Origin of the sequence: Prauserella flavalba (genome assembly GCF_003202235.1) — a bacterium.
GTDB classification, from domain to species: domain Bacteria; phylum Actinomycetota; class Actinomycetes; order Mycobacteriales; family Pseudonocardiaceae; genus Prauserella_A; species Prauserella_A flavalba.
In genome coordinates this window covers 113032-135939 of the sequence record NZ_MASU01000022.1, presented here as the reverse complement: position 1 = coordinate 135939, position 22908 = coordinate 113032, and the positions used below count along the sequence as shown (strand labels likewise).

General features: G+C 70.8%; 19 protein-coding genes and 1 pseudogene. 11 read left to right on the top strand and 9 right to left on the bottom strand.

Translation table 11 applies throughout. The features are described 5' to 3' along the window. Position 1: 1 nt before the first annotated feature. Complete coding sequence (locus BA062_RS36830) at positions 2-628, top strand: hypothetical protein (RefSeq protein ID WP_110343780.1); 627 nt, start codon at positions 2-4, stop codon at positions 626-628. A gap of 116 nt (positions 629-744) precedes the next feature. Here BA062_RS36830 and BA062_RS36825 read toward each other — a convergent pair whose 3' ends face one another. Continuing rightward, complete coding sequence (locus BA062_RS36825; protein WP_110343748.1) at positions 745-1659, bottom strand: MarR family transcriptional regulator; 915 nt, start codon at positions 1657-1659, stop codon at positions 745-747. 469 nt (positions 1660-2128) lie between these two features. Here BA062_RS36825 and BA062_RS36820 point away from each other — a divergent pair, with 469 nt between their 5' ends. Genes BA062_RS36820 through BA062_RS36810 form a run of 3 tightly spaced genes read left to right on the top strand, consistent with a single transcriptional unit; the run spans position 2129 to position 4688 of the window. Then, positions 2129-3259, top strand: coding sequence for a hypothetical protein (locus BA062_RS36820; RefSeq protein ID WP_245960204.1), 1131 nt, complete (start codon positions 2129-2131; stop codon positions 3257-3259). Continuing rightward, positions 3256-4200: a restriction system modified-DNA reader domain-containing protein gene (locus BA062_RS36815; RefSeq protein ID WP_245960203.1), complete on the top strand. Its 945-nt coding sequence runs from the start codon at positions 3256-3258 to the stop codon at positions 4198-4200. Before BA062_RS36820 ends, BA062_RS36815 begins: the two co-directional genes overlap by 4 nt. A 50-nt stretch (positions 4201-4250) precedes the next feature. After that, positions 4251-4688 carry a hypothetical protein gene (locus BA062_RS36810; protein WP_110343746.1) on the top strand — a complete coding sequence of 146 codons (438 nt, stop codon included), beginning with the start codon at positions 4251-4253 and terminating at the stop codon, positions 4686-4688. Here the strand turns inward: BA062_RS36810 and BA062_RS36805 are convergent. From BA062_RS36805 to BA062_RS36770, 8 genes are all read right to left on the bottom strand, one after another. After that, positions 4657-5622, bottom strand: coding sequence for a C40 family peptidase (locus tag BA062_RS36805; protein ID WP_110343778.1), 966 nt, complete (start codon positions 5620-5622; stop codon positions 4657-4659). The genes BA062_RS36810 and BA062_RS36805 overlap by 32 nt on opposite strands. Positions 5623-5627: 5 nt before the next feature. After that, positions 5628-6713: a replication-relaxation family protein gene (locus BA062_RS36800; protein WP_110343745.1), complete on the bottom strand. Its 1086-nt coding sequence runs from the start codon at positions 6711-6713 to the stop codon at positions 5628-5630. 72 nt (positions 6714-6785) lie between these two features. Then, positions 6786-9464 (bottom strand): type IV secretory system conjugative DNA transfer family protein, encoded by a 2679-nt coding sequence (locus BA062_RS36795; RefSeq protein WP_110343744.1) that lies wholly within the window; start codon positions 9462-9464, stop codon positions 6786-6788. Positions 9465-9522: 58 nt separating this feature from the next. After that, positions 9523-11520 (bottom strand): VirB4 family type IV secretion system protein, encoded by a 1998-nt coding sequence (locus tag BA062_RS36790; protein ID WP_110343777.1) that lies wholly within the window; start codon positions 11518-11520, stop codon positions 9523-9525. Beyond that, positions 11520-12851: a PrgI family protein gene (locus BA062_RS36785; protein WP_110343743.1), complete on the bottom strand. Its 1332-nt coding sequence runs from the start codon at positions 12849-12851 to the stop codon at positions 11520-11522. Before BA062_RS36785 ends, BA062_RS36790 begins: the two co-directional genes overlap by 1 nt. Continuing rightward, positions 12848-15160, bottom strand: a complete 2313-nt coding sequence (locus BA062_RS36780; protein WP_245960202.1) for a TrbL/VirB6 family protein — start codon at positions 15158-15160, stop codon at positions 12848-12850. The genes BA062_RS36785 and BA062_RS36780 overlap by 4 nt, the downstream gene beginning before the upstream one ends. A gap of 3 nt (positions 15161-15163) precedes the next feature. Further along, entirely contained in the window at positions 15164-15487 is a 324-nt protein-coding gene (locus BA062_RS36775) for a pilin (protein ID WP_245960209.1), read from the bottom strand. A gap of 209 nt (positions 15488-15696) precedes the next feature. Further along, positions 15697-16758, bottom strand: a complete 1062-nt coding sequence (locus BA062_RS36770) for a hypothetical protein (RefSeq protein ID WP_110343741.1) — start codon at positions 16756-16758, stop codon at positions 15697-15699. 558 nt (positions 16759-17316) lie between these two features. Between BA062_RS36770 and BA062_RS36765 the strand changes: the two genes are divergently transcribed. The 7 genes and pseudogenes from BA062_RS36765 (at position 17317) to BA062_RS36745 (ending at position 22901) form a co-directional block, all read left to right on the top strand. Then, positions 17317-18414 carry a hypothetical protein gene (locus tag BA062_RS36765; RefSeq protein ID WP_245960201.1) on the top strand — a complete coding sequence of 366 codons (1098 nt, stop codon included), beginning with the start codon at positions 17317-17319 and terminating at the stop codon, positions 18412-18414. Beyond that, entirely contained in the window at positions 18411-19604 is a 1194-nt protein-coding gene (locus tag BA062_RS36760) for a TRM11 family SAM-dependent methyltransferase (RefSeq protein WP_210407114.1), read from the top strand. Before BA062_RS36765 ends, BA062_RS36760 begins: the two co-directional genes overlap by 4 nt. Further along, positions 19601-20188, top strand: a pseudogene (locus BA062_RS40860) (DNA cytosine methyltransferase); the annotation flags it as partial. The gene BA062_RS36760 and the pseudogene BA062_RS40860, both read left to right, overlap by 4 nt. Positions 20189-20270: 82 nt before the next feature. Continuing rightward, positions 20271-20729 (top strand): hypothetical protein, encoded by a 459-nt coding sequence (locus tag BA062_RS40855; protein ID WP_245960211.1) that lies wholly within the window; start codon positions 20271-20273, stop codon positions 20727-20729. Between the two features lie 146 nt (positions 20730-20875). After that, on the top strand, positions 20876-21109 hold the full coding sequence (locus tag BA062_RS40850) for a hypothetical protein (RefSeq protein ID WP_245960210.1): 234 nt from the start codon (positions 20876-20878) through the stop codon (positions 21107-21109). Between the two features lie 44 nt (positions 21110-21153). Next, positions 21154-22041, top strand: coding sequence for a hypothetical protein (locus tag BA062_RS36750; protein ID WP_245960200.1), 888 nt, complete (start codon positions 21154-21156; stop codon positions 22039-22041). Positions 22042-22334: 293 nt separating this feature from the next. After that, positions 22335-22901 (top strand): recombinase family protein, encoded by a 567-nt coding sequence (locus BA062_RS36745; protein WP_245960199.1) that lies wholly within the window; start codon positions 22335-22337, stop codon positions 22899-22901. Positions 22902-22908: the final 7 nt, after the last annotated feature.

The window sequence follows — 22908 nt, the reverse complement described above, 5'->3', positions numbered from 1 at the left end:
CGTGGGTTTCACCGGATCGCTCATCCTCACCCGCACCCAGACGCCGCCGACGGTCCTGGAACCGCTGGCCGGACTTGAGGTCGAACTCGTCGGCTGGCGCGTCGACCACTGGCAGCTCGCCGCCATCGACGGGCACCTGCCCGACGTGCCCGGCTGCGCCGCCGCCCTGGTGGACGCCACCGCCGCCCCGGTGCTGATCGCTGTCATCAGCGACAGCGACACCGCGCTGCTGCTGTCTGACAGCCCCGGCGGTCACCAGTGGATCACCGTGCTCAACGCCCCGGCCGACAGCGCGGGCCGCGCGGCGGTCGCCGATATCAGGGCGATGACCGCGATCGCCGAGACGGCCGTCGCGTGGGCCGCCGAGGCCGGACACACCGCCGACACCGACGCCGTGCTGGAGGCGTTGTGCGCGGCCGACCGCGACAACCGCGCCGCCGACGAAGCGTTCAGCCACGCCCTCGATGCACGCGACTTCGCGGCGACGGACGAGGTCATTCGCAACCAGATCTCCTTCATCGAGGTGTACGTGTTGCGGGTGCTGGCCGTCCTCGGATTGGCCGTGCCCGTCCCGGACGGCTCCTGGTGGGCACATCTGGCCAGCCAAGCCCGCCCGCTGTCCCGATAGCCCAGCAACGTCCGCCGATCCCAGTTTGGTTGCTGCCCGGATAGGCGGGCGTGAACGTGGGTGCGCCCGACGGTGGATTCCGTCGGGCGCACCCACATCGGCCATGCTGGGCGGTTTCAGTTGGCGGGCGCGGCGGCAGCCTCCTGCTCGGCCGGGGCGAGCGCGAACCGCCTCGGCTTGTCCTGGGTCTTCACCGCCACACCGTCGGCGACCAGCTTGTCCAGCGCGTTGCTCACCGCGCCGGACGACTTGCCGCCCAGGGCCTTGGCGATCGCGGTGGGACTGAACTGCTCGCCGGGGTGGTCGCGCAGGTGGTCCTCGACCATCCCGCGCAACGCACCGGGTGCCAGCCGCTCCGTCTTCCCGTCCGTCCCGCCGTCCTCGCTCGCCATCTGTGTGGCGTCGTCGGGCGTGGCACCGTCGGCGGGCTTGGCCGCCTCGGTGTTGGCGGGTGCGGGCGTCTCGGGTGCGGCGTCGTCGGTCGCGTCAGTGGCGTCCTGCGCGTCCTCGGGTGCCGGAGCTGCGGCGGGTTCGGTGTCGGCCGACTCGGCGAGGGTCTCCCCGACTGGGGTGACCTCAGTGGTGTTGTCGGCCGGGTCCGAGTCGGTGGGCGCGGTGGTCTGCTCGTCCGGCGTGGTGTCCGCCGGGGCGGTGTCCACCGTGCGCTCGTCGGCAGTCGCGCCGTCGGTCGCGGTGGCGGTGGCGGTGTCGTCGGCGGCGGTGTCGATCTCGGAGATCGCCCACACGTCAGCGGCGCGCCGCCCGCCGTCGGCGATGCCGGGGGTGCGGGTGACGCTGCCGTCGCCCGCCCACTTGACGAGGATCTTCTGCGCGGTCGACTTCCCGATCTTCGCCGCTGCGGACAGCTCGGCGGCGGTGCTGTTCGGGTTGGCGTGCAACGCCGCCCACAGCTTGTCCTCGGTGTCGGTACGGACCGTCGCAGTGGTCGGTTGGTCGGGGACGGACCGCAGGGTGCGGGCGGTACCGGTCGCGGTGGTTCGGGTTTTGCGGCTGCGGGTCTTGCTGGACATGACTTCCCTCGATTCGCGTTCGTCATCGGCGGTGGGTGGTCATGCCCCGGCCGGAGCGGGTGTGGCCCCCGGTGCGCTGCCGGTGTGTTCGGGCTACACGACTATGGACGCTTCCTTCGGTCGGTGAAGTCAAGCGGCGTCGGCAAACAAGACGTCTGTCTTGTGTAGACGGTGGTGCGCTACTGGGAATAGCTGCGCCACACGGGTTCATTTCGTTCCCGCTAAGCACGCCGGCGTTGACAACTGCGCGACCACGAAGCGTCCATACACGTCGACCACCGTGAAACATGATGAGGCGTAACCGATGTGACAACACGCGACGCGGGCTAGGCGGCATGTTTGTGGCCGCTGTTCGCGCCGTAGCGCGACCGCGCACAACGATCCCGACCGGAAACCCGGACCGGCGTGCCCGTCGCGTCACAGCCAATCGGCGAGCTTCGTCATCGACCTTCGTAAAGGAACCTCAGCCATGTCCCTTGTGATGACCGCGCGCGATGTTCCCGAAATCAGGGCGCGCATGGTGTCGTGGGCACGTGATCCGGGCACCGACGGCGCGGCCAACTGGTTCACGTTCTGGCTCGGCCCGCACCCCGAACAGGCCACCGAATCGCGGGTGTTCGACCGCGCCGACGACGTAGCCGCGACGATCAGCGGCACACTCGCCGCGCAACTCCCGGCCGCCGAGTTGTTCTACGTGTCCGACGACATGACCGAACTGGCCGGACATGCCGCGACCACATTGACCGACTATCGACTGCACCCCGAGGACTTGCCCGCGCAGGTCGGGCTCATGGTCTACGCGCACCCACCGGTAAATGGGACCGCCACTGACAACCATGACGGGATCACGGCGGTGTCCTGGGGACCGGGGCGCGGCGGGTTGTGGGTGCACACCTGGGCGACCGCCACCCCAGCGTGGACCACCGGAGCCGCGCAGATCGGCCGGGTACTGGCCGAACTGCCCCACGAGCAGGTGGTCGCCCGCGCGATCCGAGGTTCTCAACAGCCGCCGCTGGACCCCGATGCCGACCCGCCGACGACCGAGCAAGCCGCCGACTCGTTCGCGGCTGGGCTGCTGCCGAACCTGCGGCGCGCGCCGATCCCGCCCTCGTTCCTTCCGGCGCACGGCTACGACTGGCGCGGCTTGACGCCGATGGAGTTCACCGACATGCAGGGCTGGCCCGGCTACGTGCCGAGCAACGGCGAGGGCATGGACGCCGATGCGAAGATCGCGCTGGAGCGCACCATCCTCGCCACGTGGCTGCTGATGGGCCAGACGTTGGTCCGTTCTGAGCAGCTCACCGCGCCCCGCGCGGCGCGCCGCCGGATCGCGCGAGACGACCCGCACCTGGACCCGACCGTCCGCTACATCGACCTGCGACGCGCCCGCACCGAACCCTCCGACCACGGCGACATTGCCGACGAACCGCGCGCATCGACACGCGAATACCGGCATCGCTGGATCGTTCGCGGCCACTGGCGAAACCAGTGGTATCCCAGCCGAAACGACCACCGTCCTATTTGGATTGACCCACATCTCGCAGGGCCGGAAGACAAGCCGTTGCTCGGTGGCGAGCGCGTCAACGTGCTGCGCCGTTGAGCGCGCTGACAACCCAGCCACCACACCACCTCCCGAGCCTGTCAGCAACACCGGAACACCGGCACGAGCAACTGAAGGGGAACGCCGCCATGTCGACCGAACACAACACCGCCGAAACGTCCGACCCGGCCCCCGACGCGGTCGTAGCCGCGCCGGAATCTGTGCACCGCGCCGACAGCGCTGCGCCAAGCGCGGACAGCGGACACATCAACGGCGAGGCGGCACTACGGGATTGGGAAGGTCTTCCAGCGGACACCGGCATCATCATTCCGACCTTTGTCACACCGATGCGCCAGCCCGAGAATACATGGGCTTTGCTCGTTCAGGCTGTCGACATCATCGGAGACTTCGACAACGCCGAGGAAGTGGAGCTTTTCGTCGGTGACTGGCTTCGCGACCAGCCCCCAGCCGACCTGTTCGACGGGGATCTCGTCGTGCGGGTCACGCCACTGGACGACACCGTCGTCGCGGTCGACGTGGAGATGCTGCTGGCACGGCACAGCCGCTGGCACCGTGTCGGGGTGTGGCTGCATCTAGGCACCGCATGGCCGGTGATCCTGGCCCCTACCGCCGCCACCGTCATGGAACTCTCCACCGGCGTCACCGAATTGTCCGCCCGCCAAGACGCCGCAGCGCCGTCCGTGTCACCGCTGGCCGGGTCGGATCGCGGTGCTGTCAGTGCGTTGCTGGACGTCGGGCTGGTGAAACCGGGTGATGAGTTCCTCTGGGAACGCCGAAACAACAGCGTGCGGCACATCGCCCGGATCCGGGCCGACGGTGCCGTCGTCCTCGCCGATGGCCGGGTGTTCGCCACCCCGTCCGGTGCGGCGACCGCACTGTGCGGCTACGGCCAGAACGGCTGGGGGGTGTTCCGGCGGGTGTCCGATGGCCGTTCGCTGGCGGATCTGCGGAGGGCTCTGCGGGCGCAACGAGGGCAGTAAGGCCCGACACGGCAAACGGCATCGTCTGTTCGTCCCACGAGAGAGGGATCATGACCTCCTTCGAGTCCACAATGGATTGTCTCGTCGTGTGGGGTGCTCGTGCCGGGATTGGTCCCGGCTACACCGTGGAGGCCGCCGCCGTGCGACTGGCCGCCGACATCGCCGAGTTGCGCGATGACGGCGGCATCCCGTCGTACGTAAGCACCGTGATCACTGTGCTGCCGCAGCAACGGGTGTTGGAGATCCGGGTCGAGGGCCTGTCGGTCGAGGCCGACCCGGATCGCACCACGATCCGAGAGGTGACCAACACCCTGTTTGAACTCGCCAGCGATTACAACATCGCCACGCTCGACGCGGCCGTGCCGCCGCTGTTCACCCAACGCATTGTGCTCGTGGACAGCGACGGCCGACCGTTCTCCGCTATGATGGGCGCGGGCGTCGGCGACGTGGAACCCTTTAGGCAGCAACGGAACTCGCCGGGCGCGTAGCGCCGAAGTAGTCATCACCCTTGTACCGATAGGGCTCCACCTTCACGAGCTGCCCCACGTCCGGCGCGTCGATCATCAAACCTCCACCAATGTAGAGACCGACGTGGTGGATGTGCGCGGCGGTGCCGTAGAACACTAGGTCGCCGGGCAGCAGCGGCTGTCCGTCCGGCACGCGCGGTCCAGCCCGGAACTGCGCGTCGGCGGTGCGCGGCAACGTCACCCCGGCTGCGCCGTAGGCTGCTACCGTCAGCCCTGAACAGTCGAATCCGCCGTCCTGCGGACCATTCCCTCCCCAAACGTACGGAAGTCCCCGCTGGCCGCACGCATAATTGATCGCGGTGAGCGCGACGGCGTTGGTGGCCTGGATGGCGTTGCAGTCGCCGGTACCGACCGACGCGGCGGCGTCGGCGTACTTCTTCGCCTGATCGAGGACCTCTTGCACGTACCAGTCGGCGTGATTGTAGGAGAAGATCGCCGCGCGCACGTCACCTCGGCTGACCCCGTTGTCACACAAGTAAAACGCGGCGGCGTAGATGGCGTCGTGCGGGTTGTAGCGCGAGGGCGGGCTGGCGCCGCCGGACGGGAGTTGATGGCGGGCAAGCACTCCGTCGAAGCTGGACTGCTCGAACTGCATCGGCCCACCGGCCCCGGCATAGTTCTCCCCACTGCTTACGCCGGGTAGAGGCGAGCGGCCGTGGTCGCTCTCGATCTTGCCGATGGCCGCGAGGATCGTCCAGGCCAGGCCCGGACACACCCCGGCCGCTTCCCGGTACAGCGCGAGGTAGTCGGCGGGGATGTCGGCCAGTGCGGTCGCGCTGGGCTGGCTGCTTCCGCTGCCGAACACGGCCGAGATCGCACCCGACACCCCGGCGGCGATCAGCAGCGGGATGAGCAGGAGCGCCGCGATGACGGCGACGGCAACCTTTCCGAGCACCGGCCTCACCGCCTGCCGGTGCTCGGCCCACGCGAGGTGGCCGGCGTCGTCTGGGTGGGTGGCATGGGTGCCGGGGCGGGCGCCACCAGCAGCAGCGGCGAGTCCGGCGAGGCCACGGCCCCGCCGCCGGGTTCGCTTTCCGCAGTGGGCGCCAGGACGTGCGGCCAGGCGTCGAGCAACCGGTGGAGCTCTCGCCGCGCACCACCCTGGCCGCCGTGGTTGTCCAGCGGCAGCCAGACCTGGTCGGCGGGGCTGGGGTGCGCGGCGTCGGGGTTGAGCAGTTCGGCCGCTGCGGTGGCGACCGGCACCGTGCGCGGGTTGGCCAGCTCGCGCCAGGCTCGGTGCAGCAGCTGGCGGGCGGTGGCCTCGCGCCGGGAGGTCGGCAGCCACACCAGCAGCGGTGTGGTGATCCCGGTGGATTCGGCGAGCGCGGCGTAGCCGGCCAGTTTCCCGGCGAGCTTGCCTAGTGGTTCGGTGCCCAGGTCGTATTCGAGGAAGAACTCGACCTCACGGCCGTGAGCGGTCCAGCGGCCGTAGGCGTCGGGTTTGATCAGGTCGCCGAAGTGTCGCGCACAGCGGGTCTCCGACCACCACGCGCCCAGCTCGGTGTGCTCGTCGGGCTCGCTGTGGCGGGCGCGGTCGACCAGGGCGGTGAACCACTCGTTCACTCCGACGGTGTGCGCCAGGCGCAGGGAGTGGGCCACGGCGAAGGCGCGGTCGTGGCGGTAGCCCAGGTCTTTGACGTCCACGCCATCCTCGGCGGCCAGCACGCTGGCGCCCGCGGGGGCGAGCACGTAGTGCATCGGCGCGGTGCCGGAGGAGATGAACGGTTGGAACCGGTCCACCACACCCCACTGGAACAGCTCCCGCAGCCGCATCCGGCCGGACCGGAACGAGGGGAACGCGAGTGCGGTGATCTGGTGGGCGGTGAGCACCCGGTGCTCGTGCAGCATCCGGATGATCCACCGGTCGCGTGGGGTCAGCCGCCAGGCCAGCACCGCCTGGTGGTCGGCGGTGTTCGCGGCGCGCGGAGTCGGGCGGGCGGCCTTGTGGCCGCGCAGCGAGCGCTGCTGGGTCGGGTTGGAAATCATGGCCGCGGACCTCCGGATCTGTTGGGCGGTAAGGAAATTCGACGTGGACGCGCGGGCGCGGCCCGTTGTGCGTCAGGACCGGCGGCGGCGCGGGTCGGTGCTGCGTGGCCGGATGCCGCCGAGCTGGCTCCCGCTGGCTGGCGGGCGCGAACGCCCCGCGGGCGTGGTGGATTGCTGCGCGGGTCGCTGCGGAGGCCGGGTCGTGGACCGTGCCGCAGGCTGGAGCGGGCCGGTGCCGGCGGCGCGGGCGCGCTGTGTCGCGTGCAGAGCGCGGCGGGCCAGCCCACGGATTTCTCGTGCGCGTCCGGGGATCGCCCGAGGCAGTGGCTGGGTGCGCATGGTGAACGGCTGCGCCTCTTCGCCGTGCAGCACCAGGCGGGCGGCGGCGTGGTAGACGCCCAGGTGCGCGAGGTCGTGATCGGAGAGCCGCGGCGCGGTGTGCCGGGACAGCTCTCGCGCGTCTTCGGGGGAGGCGTTGAAGAAGATCTTGCTGCGGGCGTTGGTGGACATGCCTTCCCGCAACTCACGCGGGAGTTGCCCGAGGTGCTGGTGGGCCAGGGTCATCGCCACCCGGAAGCCCCGTGCCTCGGCCAGCATGTCCTCGATCGGGTAGGGCAGATTCAAGAAGTTGTGGCATTCGTCGATCACCAACGAGGCGTCGTGTCGTTGGCGTTGTGGGGTGCGGGCGCGGCCGGTGGTGGCCTGCCACGTGCGTGCCACCACGAGGGAGCCGACCAGCCGGGTGGTCTCCTCACCCAGACTGCCCTTCGGGATACGCACCAGACAGATGCCGCCATTGAGCACCGCCGACATGTCCACTGTGGAATGGCCACCCGCGATCGCGTCGCGCACGAACGGCCGCAACAAGAACGCGCGCAGTTTGTTCATCAAGGGCGAGATGACTTGGCTGCGGGAGGAGTCGGTGAGTTCCTCGTACCAGGACCAGAACCCGCGGAGCACCGGGTCGGTGATCCCGGCGGTGATCCGCGAGCGGAAGGCGGGGTCGGCCAGCAGCTTGGGCAGGTCCGCCAGGGTGGCGACACCTTCCTGGGTGCGCAGCGTGAGGCAAGCGGCGCGCATCACGTCGTCGGTGCGCGGACCCCAGAACGCCGAGTACACCCGCCGGAACACCGACACGAGGTTGTCCACGGTCAGGTCCGTTTCCCCACCATCAAGGGGGTTCAGGCAGGGTGGCCGGGACTTCGAGTCGGCGTCGAACAGCACGACCCGATCCCCGGCCGAGCGTGGGAGCCGGGAGAGCACGTCGGTGACCAGGTCGCCCTTGGGGTCGATGAGCACGATCCCGCGGCCGGCCTCGGCGTCGGCGAGGATCATGGTGCCCAGCAGGGTGGACTTACCGCTGCCCGTGGCGCCGATGACGTGCAGGTGGTGGCGGGCGTCGGGGACGCGCAGCGCGACCGGGCGTTCGTGGCCGGTGTCGGTGACACCGATCGGTTTGGCTTGCGGTCCGGGGGTGGCGATGCCGGGCGGTGGGGCGATCGCCTTGGCCCCGGCGCGCTGGACACCGGGGATCGCCTCATCGACCGGAAGGTGTGCGATCGCGGCCAGCTCGCCCACCGACAGCAGGTCACCTTTCCCGAGCCGTCGCGCCTCGAGGACGGGGCCGGGGTGGCGTAGCCGGCGGCGGGTGTAGTGGTTGTGCTCGGTGTAGGAGGCGAAGGAGGCGGCGAGGGCGTGTGCCCGGCCGCGGGCGATATCGCGCGCGGTGCGCACCTCGGCCTCGCCCGCGCCCGAGGGAAGGAGGGTGGCGACGGCGTAGCGGATCACGGTCTCGTACTGGGAGCCGCGCTGCTTGGCCACGATCGCCCGGTTCTGCGCGGCGTAGGCCAGCGAGGTCTGCGGGTCGCTGTGCAACGCACCTGACTTGGTCTTGCCCCCGCCGGTTGGGCGGCCGGTTTCCACGCCGGGGGTGATCAGGTCGAGCAGTCGCCCGACCAGTCGGGTGGAGCTGCCGGTGTGCACTCGGCGCGCCGAGCGGCGGGCGCGGGCGACGCGGCGTCCGGTGACCGGGCGGGCCAGGATCTGTACGCAGGCGTACTCGTCGCGGCTCAGCCCGACGGGTGCGCCGATCAGCGCGCGGATGGGGTCGGCGTCGAAGTCGGTGCGGATCGGCAGCGCCTCGCTGCGGGCCAGCCGGAGTTCCCCGCCGATGACCAGCCGGCGCTGTGCCTCGCCCGGCGTGGGCAGCGGCGGTTCTGCTGGGCTGGACACGCGGGTGTGCGCGCCGGGCCAGGCGGCCTCGACAGCGCGTTCCACCAGGCCGGGCGGGATGACGCCGGGCACCCACAGCCGGATCGCGACCCCGGCTTCGGAAAAGCAGTATTCGCACGCCACATGCGGCTGCCCGACCAGCCAGCGGCGCCAGGCCGGCCGCAACAGCCCGACGAGGTTGGACCACAACGCCGCCCCGCCCGCGGGATCAACCTGTGGTGGTGCCAGCACGGTGACCTGGCGGGCGCCAGCGACCAGCCGGGCATGACAGCGCCGCGCCCACCGGCGCCGGGCGAGCACGATCCCGGCGACACCGATCGCGAGCACGGGCGCCGCGACCGGGCCGACGGTGATCGCCCAGTCGCGCAGATGGCCCAGCAGGGCGAGCAGCGCGCCGCCGGGGTCGCGTAGGTAGTTCCCGAGCCACCCGTTCGTCAGCCCGCTGGGCCTGGCGCCGCTGGAGGTGAGCGGGGCGGGCGAATCGGAGTGCACGAGGGCAGCCGGTATCCAGGTGCGCATAGCAAGTCCTTCCTGGAAAGCAAAAGAAAACGCTCAGGCAGAAATGGGCGCGCGAGCGTTACGTGGCATCGAGTTCGATCTGGGTGTCGTCGTCGACGGAACCGAACTCGCCTGTTTCCGTCTGGTGTTCTGCGGCGGTGTCGTCAGCCCAGCCCAGGTCGACATAGGACTGCTCGGCGTCGAGGGATTCGTCGGTGTCACCGTCGGCCGCGTACTCGGCGAGTTCTGCGGGATTGCTGGTCACCAGGTAGTGCTCGGTCGGGGAGGCGATGGCTTGGAACGCCACCCGCTGCGTTCCGGCGGACAACAGCCCTTGACCTCGATCGGCCGACAACAGGAATGCCCGTTCCCCGGCTGACAGGTCGAAGGTGTGGGTGATCTCGTCGATCGCCTGCGACGCCTGCCGGAGCAGAATCTGCGTCGCGGCGTTGGCCACGACCGCTTTGCCGAGATCGCTGCCGAGAACGTCGGCCGTGTCCTGCGTGCACACGGTCAGACCGGCCCAGTGTTTCCGGGACGCTTTCGCCATCCTGAACAGGAACTCCGCACCGGAGCGCTCTTTCATCAGCAGCCATGCTTCGTCGACCACGACCAGACGCGGGCGGCGGATCGCCGGGTTGGACACGCGCCGCCACACCGCGTCCAACACCAGCAGCGTCCCGATGCCCTTGAGCTCGTCGGGCAGGTCCCGCAACGAGAACACCACCAGATGGCCTTCGGGATTGGTCGTGGTCTGCCCGTCGAACAGCTGCTGGAACGCGCCCTCGACGAACGGGTGCAACCGCGCCGCGAGCTCACCGGCGGCCCGGTCGCCGGCCTGGCCTGCGGTGGCGAGCTGGTCGCGCAGCATCCGCAAGGTCGGCGCGGGCCGGGTCCAGGTGCGGGCATCGGCGGTGACGCCCACGCTCTGGTAGGTGGCGGCGATACCCCGGTCCAGAGCGGCCCGTTCGGCAGCCTCCAACTCGCCACCGACGAGCACGGCGATGACGGTGTGCAGGAACAGGCTGCGCCGGACGAGGGCGTCCTTGGGCGCGGTGCGGCGGCCGTCGGCGCGGGTGTGGATGGGCAGGTCGAAGGGGTTGAGCCGCACGTTCTGTGCGCCGAGGTGCACGTAGGTGCCGCCGACGGCGCTGGCGAGCCGGGCGTACTCGTCCTCGGGGTCGACGACCGCGATCTCGATGCCCCGGTAGAGGCTGCGCAGCAGTTCGAGCTTGACCAGGTAGGACTTGCCCGCGCCGGAGCGGCCGAGGATGACGGAGTTGTGGTTGTGCATTCCCTCGCCGAACCGATCCCAGTGCACCAAACCCTGGGAGCCGACGTTGTAGCCGTAGAGCACCCCGGACGGCGCGGCCACGCTGGTCGGGTCGGCGGCCGGAAGGTCCGGGGAGGTGAACGGAAACGCCGCGCTGAGGGCGCTCGTGTCGAACGTCCTTCTCATCCCGATCAGGTCCAGGCCCATCGGCAGCGTGGACACCCAGCCCTGCAACGACCGGTAGGTGGTGTGCTTGGCGTCCAGCAGCAAACTCGCGCACAGCGAGCGCAGCGCCGCCACTTCGTCGGACAGCGCCCGCTCCGATCCGGCGTGCACGGTGAGATACAAGCCGACGCGGAACAACTTGCCCTCGCCGCGCGCGACACGAGACGACAGGTCGTAGGCGTCTTCGGTAGCGGCTTCGACCTGCGGGTCATACAGGCGGCCGTGCTCGGCGGTGTGCCGCCGCCCGGACTCGAGTTTGGCGAGCTGCTTCTTTAACCGCGCCGCCGCCGTGGCCGGGTCGATCGGCTCCACATGCAGCGCCACGTCCAACCGCCCCGGATAGGTCAGCAGCGGGGACAGCCAGCCGGGGTGCACTTCGCGGGGGAATCCGGTGACGGCGAAGCTGGCCACCCACTCGTTGCCGACCTCCAAGTGCCGCGCACCGACCGACAAGGCATCCGGAGTGAACGCGGCACCACCGTGCGCACCGCTGTGGACAAAGCTGTGGACACGGCCTCGTGTGGCGGGCCGGGTCGCCGGGCGACGCTGGCCGCGCCGAGTTCCTGGTCGGGTGGTCATCACCACCGCCCCCTCTCCGCGAAGTCGTCGGGCACGCCGTCGGCTTCGTCGTCGTAGTCCCAGTCGTCGATGTCGTCCCCGGCGTCGTTGTCGGGGTCGTGCTCGTCGGGGTCGAGATCGGTGTCCCGGTCTGCGAGATCGCGGGTGCGCCAGAAAGCCCCGTCGGCGAGGTCGTCCTCAGCGAGATCAGTGCCGGCCAGGTCGGCGCCGCCAGCCGTGGTGATGACCTCGTCCGCGCCGGCCATGCCCGCCGAGGGCGGCAGCAGGGTGTCCGGGTTGCACGCCGAGGCGAGCACGGCGGTGGCCTGCCCGGCGTCCAGCGGGGTGACCACGATCCCTGCCGGGGCGAGCAGTTCGATGGCCTCACCGAGGCGGCGCACCAGCCGCGACTCGGCCGCCCGCCGCGCCCCGGCACTGGCCCCGCTGGTCGCGGTGCTGGCCCGGCGCCTGCCACGGGCCAGGGAGGACAGCACGGCCAGCGGGCCTGGCCCACCGAGCCCGTCGGTCGGCGCGGCCGTGGCGCCGCCGATCGGCTCGCGCAACACCAGCAGCACCTGGCGGCGCAGCAGATCGGTCTGCTCACCGAGCTGCGCAAGGTAGTCGGCGTGCTCCACGGCGGCGGCCTCCAGCGCCGGGTGGGGCAACCCACCCGCGCGTGCCCGCAGCTCGGCGATCTGCCCGGACAAGTCGAGCCGTTCGGCACGGACCAGCACCTGTACGGGTGCGGTGAGCGAGTGCAGGTAGCGGCCGAAACTGGCGACCAGCGCCTCCTGCTCAGCCGGTGTGCGCAACGCGAAGTTCACCGTGGACGCGACCGCCACGACAGCCAGACCATCGGCACCCAAATCCACGACGCCGGTCTCGGTGACCGCCTCGGCCGGCAGCCGCAGCGCCGACGGCGAGATCTGCTCCCGGCCCGGAAGCGCCCCCGTGGCACGCCGGGAGGCTGCGCGCTTGCCGGTACGCGCTGTCCGGGTGGCGCCCGTCGCGGTGGTGTTGGCTGCGGCGGTCAGCCACTCAGGAGCGGGGCGCACGCCTTCGGGAGCGGCGACGCGGTGGCGTGGTCCCATGCGTTGTCGGATCGCGGCGACCAGCAGCCGGTCCAGGCTGATCCCGTCGCGTTGGCCGAGCGCGAGGATCGCCGCCCCCGCCCCGACCGGGATGGCCAGCGCGAAGAACACCGGGATCGGCACGAACGCGCGTGTGGCGCTCCAGGCGGCGTAGAGCACCAAGCCGGTCACCGCGAGGATCGCCAGTTGGCGCGCGGTCAACGGGCCGAGAACACGGTCGTGCATGTCGACGTCGGCCGGTATGCGAACAGGCGAAGTCACGGCTTACCTCCAGGCTTGGGTGGCGGTGGGGTGCGGCGAGCTGGTTTGGGCAGGTCCAGCGGCAGCCGGAGTTGCTGCCCCGCACGGGGCGCGCGCCGGGCGGCGGGAGGTGGTGTCGCGGGCGCGGGTTTCGGCGGTGTTGGTTTCGCCGGGGCGACGCGGCGAACGCCGTCCAGCGGCAGCGGGTATTGCCCTGAGCGGGTCGCCCGGTTGCCCTTGTAGGGGTCGAAGGGCAGCTCCATCTGCGTGCCCCGCATCCGCGGCGGCGGTGACGTTGCCGGAGGCGGCGGGCTCGCCGAGCGCGGGGTGCGGCGGACGCCGTCCAGCGGCAGCGGGTACTGCCCGCCGCGGTTCGGGCGGTTGCCCTTGTACGGGTCGAACGGCAACTCCAACTGCGTCCCGCGGTGAGTGCGTCCATGCGGCCGACGCCCGGTGTTGCCCTGGCCGGGCGGGGGCGGAGTGGGCTTGACGCGCTCCACGTCCAGCGGCAGCCGGTACTGGCCATCTGGTCCGTGCTGCTTCCACTCGGGCCAGTCGTCGCCCAGCGGCAGTGCCAGCTGACGCCCTCGCGCGGGGCGCGGTTTCGGCGCCGGAGCGGGCTTGGGTTTGGGGGCCGGGCGGGTGCGGCGCACTCCGGTCAACGGCAACATGTACTGCCCGTCCGAGGTGGTGCGGGTGCGGGCGTAGGGGTCGACCGGTCCGCGACCGCCACCACCGCCGTTGCCACCACGACCGCCCCCGCCGCCTGACGTGCGCGGCTTGCGGCCACCACCGCCGCGACCGCCGAGCAGGCCGAAGGTCTTGTACGCGATGAAGCCGCGCACGATCGAGCCGAGCAGCGAGCGCCCACCGCCGCCGCGCAGTGCCCCCAGGAACCAGAACGGGATCTTGAACAGGATGTACATCAGCGCGAGCGCGACGAGAAGGTTGACCAGCCCGGAGAGGGTGGGGCCGAACAGGGTGAACCCGCCGGGTGCGAGGAAGACCTTCATCGCGGTGATCAGCGTCAGGGACTGGCCGACCTGGATGGCCAGGCAGCCGCCGAACGCTTTCCACCACCAGCGGGCGATGCCCTCGGTCTGCGGGAGCGCGTGGCACATCAGCGCGATCGGCGCTCCCGCGATCAGGATGATGGTGAGGGCGACGCGCACGATGTAGGTGACGAGCAGGACGATCAGCATCCCGGCCAGGAAGATGCCGATGAAGATGATGAAGATCCCGCCGTTGAGTGATCCGAGGACGAGGTTCTTCAGCGTGTCGCCGGCTGAGCTGGCGTCCAGCCCGCCGCCCATCACGGCTTGCGCGATTCCGTTGGCGATCTCGATGGCCTTGGTCGCCACCCACAACGACAGGGCTCCGGCGAGGAACCCGACCACGATCCGGGGCGCGATCTCCTTGATGGAGTGCCGGGTCTGGACGGTCTCGTAGCCCATGACCAGGATCCCGGCGATGAGGATCAGCAGGCCGTAGCTGGCGAGCAGGATCTGCCAGGAGTTGTTCCACAACTCGCCGATGCGCGGCAGCGAGTCCGGTGTCGGCGTGGTCAGCAGTGTCTTCGACAGGAGATCGAGCAGCGGGTTGAGCGCGGCGGTGACGATGCCGCGGAAGAGGTCGTTGATGGCGTTGGTGATGCAGCCGCCGATGTTGGTGATCCCGCAGTCCCCGTCGCCGTTGCCGCTGTCACCGGACTGGCCGGTGCCGGGATTGGACGGTGCGGGTGCCGAGGTCGTGGGCTGGGGGATGCAGCCCTCGCCGGTGCACGGCGCGGGCGAGGACGTGGGCGCCGTGGTGGGCGGGACGCACCCGCTTTGGGGCAGCGGCAACGGCACCCCGGTCTGGCAGGTCGGCAGACCCGTCGGCAACGGCAAGGGCAGCCCGGTCGGTGCCGACGGAGTGGGACTGGCCGTCGGCAGTAGGCAGATCGGATTCGTCGAACCCGCCGTGCACGGGTCGCCCACGGTCGGCAGCGGGAGTGGCGGGGTGGGCGCGGGCTGCGCGGCGATCGGACCGCTGCCGGGCATGGCGGCGGCGTTGACCGCGAGCGTGCCGCCGAGCAGGACAACCAAGCTCACCGCCAGCATCGCCAGCGCGCGGCCTCGCGTCATGCGCGGCAGCCATCCCAGCCAGCGCCGCTGCGGGCGGCCACCGGCGCGCCGGGTGCTGCTCGCGGGCGGCGCGAGCAGTTCCCGGTCGCCGTCGATGACGTCCGTACGGAGCTGGGTGTGCTCGTCGCCGCGCAGGCTGCGGACGGTCGGCGCGGCCGGTGTCCGACGACGGGTGGGCCAGGTCAGCTCTGGTCGGCGTGACATGGCTCAGGCCCCGACAATGCCCTTGAGCACGGTCACGACCAGCGGCGCGAGCGCCGCCAGCGCGTAGCCGATCCCGGCGGCCTTAAAGCTCGTCTTGGCCTTCTCGATCTCGCCGGGGTCACCGCCGCCCATCACGTAGCGGACCCCGCCGATCGACAAGAACACTGTCGCCAACCCGGCGAGAATCCCCATCACCCAGTTGCGGATGTTGGTCAGAACCTCATCGACGGACCCGGCCAGCGCGAGCACCTGCGTGGTCTCCGCGTGCGCCACGGACATCGACGCCGAGGCCGACAGCAGCAGGGCCAGCGCGACAACCTCAGTGATCACGGTGAGCCGTCGCCGGACGACAGCGTGCCGGCCTGACGACCCGGCAGAGGTCGGAGGTATGGCGGGTGCGTCGACGCTCGGCCGCGACATGCAGGAGCCGTTCCGGCGAACTGGCCGTGTCGCCGCGAGCGGCGGAACGGCAGGACCGCGGCGAGGCCGACGGGCGTTGCCGCAGCGGACCGATGGACGGCGAAGGGGCGAACGGGTCAGGCGCATCGCGGCACTCCCGGAGTCGTGCCCGAGGGCCGCCGGGCGATGCCGGCAGGCCGGGTGGGCTGGGTGGTGTGCGCGGGAGCGGCTGGTCTTCTCCCGCACGTATCGACTCCGGTTTTGGGGGCCTTTTTGGACACGCGACCCTGAACTTTTTTCTCCGGCATCCCCTCGACACCAGTCACTGTGTGTGACTGTGCGGAGTAGGGCGTCCTGGAGTGCGTGGCCTCGCGGGCCGACGCGGTGAGGGTCGCCGCGTGGGCTGCGCGGATCTCCATCTCGCGTGCGCTGGGGTCGTTGGGGTCTTCGTCCAGCGGTTGCTCGAGCAGCCAGGCGGCCAGCCTGTGCTCGGCGCGACGGCGGAACTTGGCGATGGCGTCATAGCTCACGCCCCAGTCCGCGGCGGCCTCCTGCAACGTGTAGTTCTCCGGCTCCAACCGGGTGGCGCCGATGAGGGCGGCCTGCTCATCGGTGATCACCCCCTCGGCTACCGCGCGGGCGAGCACGATGTCCTCGTGTCCCCACGGCGAACGGGGCTCGCGGGAGTGGAACGCCTCTTCCCAGGGCGTGGGGCGCTGTAGCGCTTCTCGCAGAAGGAGGTGTCCCTCGCGCAGGGCCGCGCAGCGCAGCCGCCACATCACTGACGGGCGAAGCAGGTCGATACTGGCCAGTTCGGACAGGAACCCGGTCAGGACCGCGCCCTGAAGGTCGTGGTGGTCTTGAGCGAACCGGGCGCCCAACTCGTAGACGATGGCGAACAGCGCGGGCAACGCAACACCGACGCAGGCCACCGTCCAGGCATTGCCGGTGTCGCGGGAACGGGTGACCAGGTGCATCCAGACCAGGTCCACCGCCGCCAGCGGTAGGTCGGGGTCGAGCAGCAACTCACGCAGCTCATCCAGGGGGACCCGCCGCTGGGGCAGGCCGGGGAAGAAGCGCCCGTCAATCGACAGCGGATCTGGCCCGCTGACGAGCCACTCAAATGCCGCGCGGGCGGATTCCAGCGGCAGACTGTCGCGCTCGAAAGGCGCGCTATCGGATTCGTGATTGGCTACCACGGTCAGCTCCTTGCGAGGCCGGTGAAACAACGACCAGACAAGGACGCCAAATTAAGTCCACCAAACCGCCACGAAACCGCCACCAAAAGTCCACCAAACCGCCACCGATGATCTTGAATGATCATTTTTGGCCGCCACAAAGATCATCTAGAGGTCGCCTGCGCCGTCCGCGATCCCTCGACGAAAGATCGTTTGATGATCGTTGGTAATAGCCTCTGAACTGCTGTAACAGTGTTTTGGTGGCGTTTTGGTGGCGATCCGGTAATAGCCCGCCGCGTCTGTCGACCCTCAAGCGCCGTCGTCACCTCGCCGCAGCGCTGGAGGAAGCCAAAATTCTTTCCTCAGTGGTCTGCCGATCGGTGCACGACCATCCCGCGCAATCCCTCCGCGCGAGCGCACACGCGCGGATCCTCTGTCCGCAGAATCCGCATTGGGCGACCAGAAAACTTCTCGAAAAAGTTGGGCAGGGCCTGTCCAAAATTGGGCCGTTTTTCGGAGTCGATAGGTGTCAGGGCGCCACGTCCAGCGCGGCGCATCCCCGGACTCTGCGAGGCATCCATGACCCGTCCCGACCGCCCGGCACGCCGCTCCGTGCCGCACGGCCCGAAGCGGCGCGGCGACACCACCCGCCCGGCCAGTGCCCGCCGGGGCGGCGACCGCCGCCCCTACCCGACCGCCTCGACCACTACCCGGATCAGTCCCGCCAAGCCCGGCTCGGCGACCACCCGCGCGCGGTCGGGTGGCTCGGCCGAGACGCCGACTCCGGCGACGGTGTGGACGGCCGGCGCGGCGGCGATCGACCTCGACGCGAGTTGGCCGACGCCGATCGTGCACCGGATCGTCGGCGCGTTCAGCAAGCCCGGCGCGCGGGTCGTGCTGCTGCCCTGGCCCACCCCGAACGCGACGCCGGGCGAGCGTTCCCGCCTCGGTGTGGTCGGCGCGGACGGCGTGATCGAGCACGCGCCCGGAGCCGACCCGGACGCCGACGTTGTCGACGCGCTGGACGCCGTGCAGCGCCTCGACCGCACCGTTCGTGTCGTGCGCGTCTCGGCCGAGACCGACCTCACCGGCCCGACGTCACGACCGTTCTGGGCCGACCTCATCGGCGACCCGCAGCCCACTCCCGTGACCGCCGCGACAGTGTCGGAGCTGCCGCTGTCCGGCCTCGATCCCGCGGTGCTCGACGGTCCCGACGCCATCCCCGCGGACACGGACCTGATCATCACCAGCCTGCGTCCCGAGCACAGTGGCGAGGGCACCAGCGACCTCGTGGCCCTGGTCGCCGCACGGCTGTTGCGCGTCGGCGGGATTCTCGCCGTGCTCACGCACAGTGACTGGTCGCGGGGTGAGTTGACCGACCCGACCGGAGCCGTGGTCGCCTCGGCGCAGAACGCCGACCTGCTCTACCTGCAGCACATCGTCGCCCTGCACACCCCGGTGCGCGGCGGCCGGTTCGCCACCGAACTCGTCCCCGATGTCGACGGGTCGGCCGCCGACGCGCAGGCGCGCGCGGCGCATCGCGCGGCCGTGCGCGGGCTGCCCGCGCCGCATCGGCGCATCCACTCCGACGTGCTGGTGTTCGCCCAGCCGCACGAGTACGAGTCGCTCCCGGTGAGTCCGGCCGAGCAGGCGACCGCGTCCGGAGTCATCCGATGAGTGGCGCGCCGATCCTGCACTCCGCCCACCCCGGACCACACCGCGAGAAAGGCACGCCCGTGGCCGACGAACGCTCCCCGCACGCCCTTCCCGACGATGCGCGCGACACGGCGCCGGTGTCTGTGGAGGCACCGACCACGCGCCTCTCGATCGCCGGCACCGACAGCCGTGACGCCACCACTATCACCTCGGCGACCGTGACCGGTCCCGCCGCCGAGGACGTCGTGCCGGAACCGGCGGTGTCGGTGTGGACGACCGCGCAAACGTCCCCGGCCGCGCAGCGCAAGGGCCGCTACGTGCCCGAGTCGACCGCGCACCCGGCGAAGATGCTGCCCGCCGTCGCCGCCTATGCCATCGGCCACTACACCCAGCCCGGCGACGTGGTGCTCGACCCGATGTGCGGGATCGGCACCACCCTCGTCGAAGCCGTCCACGCCGGACGCCGCGCGGTCGGGGTGGAGTACGAACCGCACTGGGTTGACGTCTCCCGCGCCAACCTCGCGCTTGCCCACGACGCCGGAGTCGAGCACGAGGGACGGGTGTTCCACGGCGACGCCCGCCAGCTCGCCGCGCTGCTGCCGCCGGAGTATCTCGGGCGGGCCGCGCTCGTCGTCACCTCCCCGCCCTATGGGCCGTCCACGCACGGCCAGGTCGCGGTCGCCCCCGGCCAAGGCGTGCAGAAGTACCACCACCGCTACGGCAACACCCTCGACCGCGGCAACCTCGCCAACATCGGCCACCACCGGCTGCTGTCCGGGTTCACCCGCATCCTCGCCGGGCTGGTGCCGTACCTGAAGCCGGGCGGGCACATCGCCATCACCATCCGCCCGTGGCGCGAGCACGCCGAACTGATCGACCTGCCATCGCAGATCCTGGCCTGCGGCGTGCACGCCGGCCTGATCCCTGTTGAGCGGTGTGTCGCGCTGCTGGCGCGCGCGGCCGAGCACGATCTGGTGCCGCGCGGCAGCTTCTTCCAGCGCGACTTCATCCGTAAGCAGCGCGAGGCCGGACTGCCGCTGCACCTGATCGCGCACGAGGACGTGATGGTGTTCCGCACGCCGTTGCGCCGGAGTTCGGCTTCAGCAATCGCGACGGATCGCCAGGATTCCCGACGCACCTTCAGCGGCCGTACGCGACATGCCGCGAACCCGAGTGATGGCTCGGGCGTGTCCGGGAGTTGGGCGGCATGACCTCCCGGCTCAGCCGCACCATGTCTCGGTCGGGGCGCGGCTCCGCCCCCGCCCTCGTCGCCGTCCCCACGACGGCGGCGGGGGCGGCGCGGGCGGCCACTTGCCAGACCGTGCCCTCAACTGCACCGCCGAACGTGTCGGTCGCCGCAAGCTGCGGACCGGTTGTCGGGTCGGTGTGCACCGGCTACGGCGGACTGGACCTCGGCGTGCTGGCCGCGCTCGGCGGCGGACGGCTCGCGTGGTGCGCCGACCCCGACCCGCACATCCGTCAGATCCTCGCCGCACGGCTGCCGGGCGTCCCGAATCTCGGCGACGTTCGCCGCATCGACTGGACCACGGTGGAGCCGGTCGACGTGCTCACGGCAGGGTTCCCGTGCCAGGACATTTCCGCCGCCGGGCGGCGTATCGGCATCGAGAAAGGTCACCGCAGTGGCTTGTGGTCCGACATCGTGGCGGGCGTTCGCGTACTACGACCCGCGCTCCTCGTTGTGGAGAACGTCGCCGCGCTTCGCTGGAAAGACGGAGGTCTGCACCGTGTACTCGGCGACCTGGCCGAAGCGGGGTATGACGCGCTCTGGCGTAGCGTCCGCGCCGCCGACGTCGGCGCGGCACATCGACGAGAACGCGTGTTCCTGCTCGCCTGGCCACGAACCCGCACCATCTCGGATGCTGCCGACGCCGCAGGCGCGCGACGGGGATCACCGCGGGGCGGCGGACCCGGTTCGTCGCCGGGCGCTCGGCCGTCAGGTGAGTCTGCACGACGCGGTGAATGCGGTGGTCAAGCTCCTGCCGACACCGACGGCTTCGGATGCGAAAAACTGCACCCACAGGACGCAGACCGGTGGGCCGTCGTTGCCCGACGAGGCGCGGTTGCTGCCGACGCCGAGGGCGTCGGATACCGGCACGGCGGGACGCCGCGCGGGGGCAGGGTTCCGGCCGCCGCTGTCGCAGCAGGTGCTCCCGTTGGTCGACCCGCAGGCGTTGCTGCCGACGCCGCGGGCGACCGACGGGACCAAGGGCGCTCCGGCGCAACGCGGTTCCAAGGGGGACCTGATGTTGCCCTCGGCCGTGATGCGCCTGCTGACACCGGACTGCGCGACGCCGGACGGCGACGGCACCTCGTAGTCGTCCCCGCGCCGTCCGATCAGGACAGCGAGCCGACGCGCGGCGAGGTGAGCTGGGGTGTCTACGCGCCGGCTGTGCGGCGGTGGGAGCAGGTGCTCGGCCGACCCGCGCCGTTCCCAACGCAGCCGGGTCGACACGGCCGGCCCGTGCTCGCACCCGCCTTCGTCGAGTGGCTTCAAGGCTTGGAGCCCGGCTGGGTGACGGGCCTGCCGCTGCCGCGCACCGCGCAGTTGCGCGCGCTGGGCAACGGCGTCGTCCCGCAGCAGGCCGCCTACGCCGTCTCGTTGCTGCTAGCCGACCTCGCCGCACTCCTCGGCGCCGCTGATGCCGGCACGTCCGCTGACCGCCTCGGCCACGGACAGGAGGCGAGCGCGGCATGACCAGGTCAGCGTCCACACCGGATCCCCGACCGGCCTTGCGGTGCTTGAGCCTCGGCGCAGGCATCCAGAGCAGCGCAGTCCTGCTGCTCGCCTGTGAGGGAGTGATCCCGCGCTTCGATGTCGCGCTGTTCGCCGACACCGGGTGGGAACCGAAGGCCGTGTACGCCAACCTTGCCCGTCTCCGTGCGCACGCGGCGAAGTTCGGCATCCCGGTCCGCACTGTGTCGGCGGGCAACATCCGCGACGACGCGCTCGACCCGGCCCATCGGTTCGTGTCGATGCCGCTGCACGTGCTCAACCCGGACGGCACTCGAGGCTTGGCGCGAAGGCAATGTACTAGCGAGTACAAAATTGGGCCGCTGAAGAAGGCGGCGCGCGAGCTGCTGGGCTACCCGCATCCACGCCGGGTGCCGCGCGGGCTGTACGTCGAGCAAGCCATCGGCATCAGCACCGACGAGTTCACGCACGCGAAGGACTCGGGTGTCCAGTATTTGCGCAACGTGTTCCCGCTGATCGAGCTGGGCTGGGACCGCGCACGGTGCGTCGACTATCTCGCCGAGCGCGGCTTCGCGGGAACCGTGAAATCCGCCTGCCTGGGCTGTCCTTTTCACGGCAACGCCGGCTGGCGATGGATCCGCGACCACGACCCGGACGGCTGGGCCGACGCCGTCGCGTTCGACAAGGCGATCCGCGACGGCTACCCGCACGCCACCACCCAGGGCCAAGAGCTGCGCGGGCAGTACTTCCTGCACCGCTCCTGCCAACCGCTCGACGAAGTCGACCTCGACCCGCCCGCCCGCGCGAAGCGCCACCTGCGCCTGGTCACCGCGTCCACGGCGGCCGAGGAGGACGACCCGGACGGCTGCTCGCCCTGGTCGTGCCGCTCCGGCGCCGCCATCGCGGGGCACGACACCAAGGAGCGCGCGGGGTGATCAAGCAACGGGCTGGCGTGCCCAGCCCCTCGCCTCGTTTCCGCGCAGAGCCCGCCGCGGAACAGAGGCCCCCGCAGGACGCCGCCCCCTTTGCCGTCGGCATGGCGGCCCTCACAAACCGGAGGTGCACCGTGACCACCGAACGAGACGACTCTGGCGGCGAGATCCCCCGTTGGGCCGCGACTGCTGGGCACTGGTCCTGGCGTGCCCGTCTGCGGTGCACGGCGAAGCGGCGTCTCCGACGCGGCCGTTGCCATGATCGGGCGGTTCACGCTGACCGAGTATCGGCCTTCGTGCGCGAGGTCGTCCTGCGCGACTACCACGCGGCGACCACCGCCAAGGCCCGGCGGGCGGCGGAGCAACTCGTCCTGGCGGGCTTCAACACGGGCGTCGTGCCCTACGGCTACCGGCCGCAGCGTGTGCGGGTTACCCCGGCCGGGCGTCGTCCGAGGTGGCGGACGCGGCTGGTGATCGAGCCCGTCGAGGCCAGCACCGTTCGCATGATCTTCTTGTGGCGCGGCCAAGACCGTCTCCCCATCGCCGAGATCCTCCGCCGTCTCACCGCCGCGCGGTACCCGGCACCGCTGGACCCGGAGACCGGCCAGCCTGGCGTCTGGACCGCGGGCGTTGTGCGGTCCGTCCTCCGAAACCCCAAGTACTTGGGTCGCCAAGTCTGGGGTCGCCGCCACCACGGTCGTCGTGCCCCGCGCGCGTGCTGGGTCTGGTCGCAGGCGTGGGCGCACCCGCCGGTCGTCACCGCCGAGGAGTTCCTCGCCGCCAACCGGCACACCCGTCTGGCGACCGCGCCGCCCGAGTCAGGTGACCCTTTCGACCTGCCGTCGGATCGGTGGGCCGCGTGATGACAAT